5 protein-coding genes and 1 rRNA gene (1 of these 6 only partly in view) are annotated in these 6,020 nt (G+C 60.6%); 2 read left to right on the top strand and 4 right to left on the bottom strand.

Annotated elements, in window-relative coordinates; translation table 11 throughout:
* The 4 genes from AB5Y81_RS20105 to clcA form a co-directional block, all read right to left on the bottom strand.
* A 16S ribosomal RNA gene (locus AB5Y81_RS20105) occupies positions 1–358 on the bottom strand; it reaches 1,187 nt to the left of the window's first position.
* Between the two features lie 480 nt (positions 359–838).
* Positions 839–1,189 (bottom strand): iron-sulfur cluster insertion protein ErpA, encoded by a 351-nt coding sequence (erpA, locus tag AB5Y81_RS20100; RefSeq protein ID WP_005304404.1) that lies wholly within the window; start codon positions 1,187–1,189, stop codon positions 839–841.
* Between the two features lie 90 nt (positions 1,190–1,279).
* Complete coding sequence (locus tag AB5Y81_RS20095; protein WP_279485320.1) at positions 1,280–1,975, bottom strand: DUF6776 family protein; 696 nt, start codon at positions 1,973–1,975, stop codon at positions 1,280–1,282.
* 86 nt (positions 1,976–2,061) lie between these two features.
* Positions 2,062–3,456, bottom strand: a complete 1,395-nt coding sequence (gene clcA, locus AB5Y81_RS20090) for a H(+)/Cl(-) exchange transporter ClcA (protein ID WP_005304409.1) — start codon at positions 3,454–3,456, stop codon at positions 2,062–2,064.
* A gap of 224 nt (positions 3,457–3,680) precedes the next feature.
* Here clcA and hemL point away from each other — a divergent pair, with 224 nt between their 5' ends.
* Together hemL and AB5Y81_RS20080 are read left to right on the top strand one after the other, a co-directional pair.
* Positions 3,681–4,967, top strand: coding sequence for a glutamate-1-semialdehyde 2,1-aminomutase (gene hemL, locus AB5Y81_RS20085; RefSeq protein ID WP_279485319.1), 1,287 nt, complete (start codon positions 3,681–3,683; stop codon positions 4,965–4,967).
* Positions 4,968–5,167: 200 nt separating this feature from the next.
* Positions 5,168–5,983, top strand: coding sequence for a hypothetical protein (locus AB5Y81_RS20080; protein ID WP_279485318.1), 816 nt, complete (start codon positions 5,168–5,170; stop codon positions 5,981–5,983).
* Positions 5,984–6,020: the final 37 nt, after the last annotated feature.

Genomic DNA, 6,020 nt, shown 5'->3' with positions numbered 1-6,020 from the left:
TGCTGCCTCCCGTAGGAGTCTGGACCGTGTCTCAGTTCCAGTGTGGCTGATCATCCTCTCAGACCAGCTAGGGATCGTCGCCTTGGTGAGCCATTACCTCACCAACTAGCTAATCCCACCTGGGCATATCCAATCGCGCAAGGCCCGAAGGTCCCCTGCTTTCCCCCGTAGGGCGTATGCGGTATTAGCAGTCGTTTCCAACTGTTATCCCCCTCGACTGGGCAATTTCCCAGGCATTACTCACCCGTCCGCCGCTCGCCGGCAAAAGTAGCAAGCTACTTTCCCGCTGCCGCTCGACTTGCATGTGTTAGGCCTGCCGCCAGCGTTCAATCTGAGCCATGATCAAACTCTTCAATTTAAGTTTGGTTGCCAATTAAGGCGGCTCAATGAATTGCTGAATTAACTGCTGCAACTTAAAAGTTGCTTTGGTCACTTCATCAGACATTGAAAATCAAAAATTGTTTTTGATGCTCGATGCTGTGAGTGCCCACACAGATTGCTTGATTCAAATTGTTAAAGAGCAGGGTCGATAACTATAACCTTCACCAGCTTGCTTTGCAAGCCAGACCAGACGCGCACTGCGCCGTGCTGATGGAGGCGCATTATAGGGATATGATTCTCGCTGACAAGCGAAAACTCCGTGTTTTTTTGAAAAAGACGTTAAAGTGTTTAACTAACCACCAATCAGGATAAAAAGCGCCCCAACAGCAACCCAAAGGAAGCCCATCAAGGTCTCTTGAGCATTAGTTGCTGGTCCAGAGCGTCCGACTATAAGAATGGGTGCCAAAACGAAAAGGGCCCCTTGGGGCCCTTCGATATCACGCGGTATCTCTATATATCAGATAGAGAAGCTGGAACCACAGCCACAGGTGGTAGTGGCATTGGGGTTGGTCACGGTGAAGCGGGAGCCTTCCAGACCTTCGGTGTAATCCACACTGCCGCCAACCAGATACTGCAGGCTCATGGGATCGATCACCATGGTGACCCCGCTCTTCTCGACCACGGTATCCCCTTCGTTGATCTTCTCATCGAAGGTGAAACCATACTGGAAACCGGAGCAGCCACCGCCCGTGATGTACACCCGCAGCTTGAGCTCGGGATTTTCTTCTTCGGTGATCAGGGTCTTCACCTTGTTGGCTGCCGCATCCGTCATCTGGATGGGCAACGGGGCTTCTGCTACTGCACTCATTACTGACCTCACAACCGTTAAATCCACAAACATGGAAACCGCGAAATTATCCAATACCCGACCATTCAGTTCAAGTATTCACCAAGCTTCTTACTGTGTGGCCGGCACAGGTGCCGGTGGAGCGACCACCAGCGGCTTGATCACCTCGCCCCATTCGGCCAGCAGCTCCTGGGCCGGTTGCCGGCCATCCTTGCCGATGGTGATCCGCACCCGGTCTGGTACAAAGCCTTCCGGCAACTGCCAGTTACCTTCCAGCAGCTGGAAGTAACGCAGTGCATAGCGCCCCTCTCCTACCTTCATGCCCAGCTCACGGCTGCCGAGGGTTCTGGGCTTGTCACCCTGGCTTCCTTCCACCTTTATCTGTACCTGACCGCGGAACAGCTCGCGCTTCTTGGCGGGCTGGGTCAGCGCCAGCCGATAGTGATAACGGCCAGGGATACTGGTCTCCTGCAGGGTGAGGTTGTCGATCACCACCCCCACCTGCTCGCCGGTGGGACGCATGATCCGCTCGAAGAAAGCCAGCTGGCGCTTCTGCTCCTGCACCTGGGCTTCCTGATCCTTGAGCGCCTGCTGCAACTGCTCGAACGCTGCCTTCTGGGTAGCCAGCAGGGTCTCCTTGATGCCGAGCTCGCTCTTGAGCTGGCCAATGGCCTTGGCCTGGCGCTCCAGCGTCTCCTGCTGAACCGTCAACAGACTGCTCTGGGCCAGCTCCTGGCGATTACCGACGAAATAGCCGATGAGCACCCCCACCATCAGCACTGCCAACCACTTCATTATCTGGGACATAAGGCCTCTTTATGTTACTGCGCATACTGCGGCCACGCTCCCTTCACTATACGCGACACAGCAGATTCAGGCCGGCAGACAAAGAGTTAACCGGCACTGGCGCCGCTTTCTCCCCGCTTTTGACGCGCCGCGAGCCGTAAAGTTCGCTCCAGGATCTGGGAATAGATGGGGCGGCCCCCCAACCACTGAGCCACCAGGGTCGCACCGACCGTGGTGATCATCATGGGCAGGATCAGCTGATAGTTGTCGGTCATCTCGGTCACCAGCACTATGCCGGTGATGGGCGCACGCACGGTGGCGGCAAACAGCGCCCCCATACCGGCGATGGCAAAGGCGCCCGGTTCGATGCCAAGTTCGGGGAAGGCCGAGTGGAACAGGTGACCAAACACCACCCCGAACAGGGTGCCCAGCGCCAGGGTCGGCGCGAATACCCCACCCGGCGCGCCGGAGCAGAAACAGACCAGAGTGGCGACCAGTCGGATGGAGAAGATGAGGAACAGGGTGGCCATTGCATACTCCCCGCCCATCAGGTGAGGGATAAGCTCGGTGCCGCCACCGGTCACCGCCGGGGCGAACAGCGACAGCACGCCGAAGGTGCCTGCCACCAGCATGCCGATGGCGACGAAGCGATGGCGCTTGTTTTGATGCAGTGCCAGATAACCATCCTGGCAGGCCAGCACCAATTTGTTGAAGACGAACCCCAACACGCCGAAAGCGGCCCCCATGAAGAGGAACAACCAGAGCGCCTTGAGGGCCGGTGCATCGTAGTGAGGCAAGCTGATCACCGCCCCCTGCCCCTTCATGTTCTGCAGCATCAGCGTCGCCATGATGGCAGAGATGCCCACCGCCTTGATGGCCAGAAAAGAGTAGCGAAACTGCGGACGCATCTCCTCCATCACGAACAGGATCCCCGCCAGCGGCGCATTGAAGGCTGCGGCCAGACCGCCGGCCGCACCGGCCGCCAGCAGGGCGTGCCCATGCTCCTTGGGCAGCCGGAAGATATCCGCCACCATTTTGCCGAGGTTGCCGCCGATCTGCACCGAGGGCCCCTCCCGCCCCAGCACCATGCCAGAGCTAAGGGTGCAGATACCGCCGAAGAACTTGACCGGCAACACCCGCCACCAGCGCACCGGCCGCAGTTCGTCCATGGCACCCTCGATCTCGGGAATGCCGGAGCCCCCGGCCTCCGGCGCAAAAGTGTGGGTCAGGAAATAACCGATCATCCCCAGCAGGGCGCTGAAACCGAAGCCGAGCAGACCGAGCTGCCACCAGGGGCGATCGGCCAGCAGATCAATGCGCTGCTGCGCCAGCCAGTGGACGCCGGACTCGAACAGTCCACAGACCAGCCCGGCCAGGGTTCCGACCAGTGCCGCCAACAGCAGCACCAGCAGAGGCATCTTGTCTTGATGAATGATCCGCCGCAGGACGGGGCCACGGGGAGGCGAGAGCGGTTCGGCAGAGGAGAAAGCTTGTTGCGACATGAAAAAAACCACATTCGTTTGCTGACGGAGGTGACGACATCCAGCCTGCTGCCCGGCTGCCCAGCACCGGGCCTTTCTGCTATAGTCGGCCCGTTTCATTTAACACGGGGCAGTCCTTGGCCAGGGAGTCAAGAGCGCAAGCATACTCCAGCTCCCCCCGACTGCCGAGCCGCAATCGGCCACCTGCACCTGTGTGACGACCAAAATCCCATTAAGGATGATCCATGTCAAAATCAGATCAGCTGTTTGAACAGGCCCGCCAGACCATTCCGGGCGGCGTCAACTCACCGGTCCGCGCCTTCAATGGGGTCGGCGGCACACCCCGCTTCATCGATCACGCCGATGGCGCCTACCTCTATGACGTGGACGGCCAGGCCTACGTGGATTACATCGGCTCCTGGGGCCCCATGCTGCTGGGTCACAACCACCCGGCCATCAAGGCCGCCGTCATCAAGGCCGTCGAGAAAGGGCTGAGCTACGGCGCCCCCACCGAGATCGAAGTGCTGATGGCCGAGAAGGTACGCCAGATCGTCCCCTCCATGGAGCAGGTGCGGATGGTCAACTCCGGCACCGAGGCGACCATGAGCGCCATCCGGCTGGCCCGCGGCTACACCGGCCGCGACAAGATCGTCAAATTCGAAGGCTGCTACCACGGCCACGCCGACTCCCTGCTGGTCAAGGCCGGCTCCGGCGCGCTGACCCTGGGTCAACCCAACAGTCCGGGCGTGCCGGCCGACTTTGCCAAGCACACCCTCACCTGCGTGTTCAACGATCTGGACTCGGTGCGCGAAGCCTTCAGCCAGTACGGCCGCGAGATCGCCTGCATCATCGTCGAGCCGGTGGCCGGCAACATGAACTGCATCCCGCCGGTGCCTGGTTTCCTGGAAGGGCTGCGCGCCATCTGTGACGAGTTTGGCGCCCTGCTGATCCTGGATGAGGTTATGACTGGTTTTCGCGTCTCCCTGCGCGGTGCCCAGGGCCACTACAACATCGACCCGGATCTCACCACCCTCGGCAAGATCATCGGTGCCGGCATGCCGGTCGGCGCCTTCGGCGGCAAGAAGAAGGTGATGCAGCATATCGCCCCGACCGGCCCCGTCTATCAGGCCGGCACCCTCTCCGGCAACCCGGTGGCCATGGCCGCCGGCCTCACCATGCTGGATCTGCTGCTGGAGCCGGGCCTCTATGAACAGCTGAGTGCCAAGACCGCCCGGGTTGCAGAAGGGCTCAAAGCCGCCGCCGCCAAACACGGCATCCCGCTCGCCATCAACTACGTGGGCGGCATGTTCGGCTTCTTCTTTACCGACGAGACCGAGATCACCCGCTACGAGCAGGTGACCCGCTGCGACATGGAGCGCTTCAAGCGCTTCTATCACCTGATGCTGGAAGAAGGCGTCTATCTGGCGCCGAGCGCCTACGAGGCGGGCTTCCTGTCGCTGGCCCACGGCGACAAGGAGATCGAACACACCCTGGCCGCCGCCGAGCGCAGCTTCGCCAAGCTGGCCGGCTAAGCCGTCGCCATCTGTCGTACAAGGGCCCTTCACGGGCCCTTTTTCATTCTCCCCTCGCCATGCCCGCTGCCGGTGCAATCTGCCCGTCGGCAACCGTGATTTGTCACCAAACGGTGCAACCCCCACCACAGTCGTTGTCATAAAGCAGGCCCACAATTTGCAGCCGTCAGCAAGACCCACCCTTTGTGAGCGAGGTAGGTATGGCGGAAATGAGCCCCATCGATGTGCTGCGACGCTATCAGGAGTACGAAGCCGAACTAGCCCCCCTGCTGCTGGGGCTGCTGATGGCGCCACCCGATTCACTCAAGGATTACCCCTTTATCCTGCATCAGGCGCCCAGCCGGGAACCGCTCGGGATCCTGCCGCCAGTGCCGGCGCCGCAAGCCCGTTTGCATCTGATAGTGAGAGGTCATGGCCGTGAACTGACCCTCTGCCTGAACCAACTTATCGCCTGGCTGATGGGGGACAGGGAGCGGCGCCGGGCCATGCCCTGGTTCAAGGGGGTTTATGTGGTGCTGAGTCTGGCGCTGTTTCTGATCGTCGCGACGCTCATCTGGCACGGGCTGGAGCAGCTCTATCTGCTGCTGTGCGGAGCGCAGCAGAACCGGCTGGGGGCCTTCAGCGCCATCATCTTTCTGACCCTGGCGCTAGCGGTATTCGATCTGGGCAAGACCATTCTGGAAGAGGAGGTGCTGCTGCATAAAGACATCTTTCGCCACAGCGCCATTCGCCGCACCATTACCCGTTTCATCGCCGCCATTCTGATCGCAGTCTCCATCGAGGGGCTCTTGTTGCTGTTCAAGGGCTCATTGGGCCAGAGCGAACTGCTCTGGCCGGCGGTGGGGGTGATGGGGTGCGCCGTGGGGCTGCTGCTGGCCCTCGGGCTCTATGTGTTTCTGGGAGCCAGGGCAGAGGCGGCGCTGGTGCAGGCCAACCTGCGACCTCTGCCAGTCGGGGTTGTGGCGCCCGCCGCGCCGGCCGCCAAGAAGCGGGCATGGTCCAGGAGGTATAGATAACGCTAAAGGCCTGCAATCACATCAATACTCCACGGCC

The organism is Aeromonas sp. s2, from assembly GCF_040907935.1.
In the GTDB taxonomy this organism is placed as follows: domain Bacteria; phylum Pseudomonadota; class Gammaproteobacteria; order Enterobacterales; family Aeromonadaceae; genus Aeromonas; species Aeromonas dhakensis.
This window is presented reverse-complemented; position numbering and strand designations above follow the sequence as displayed.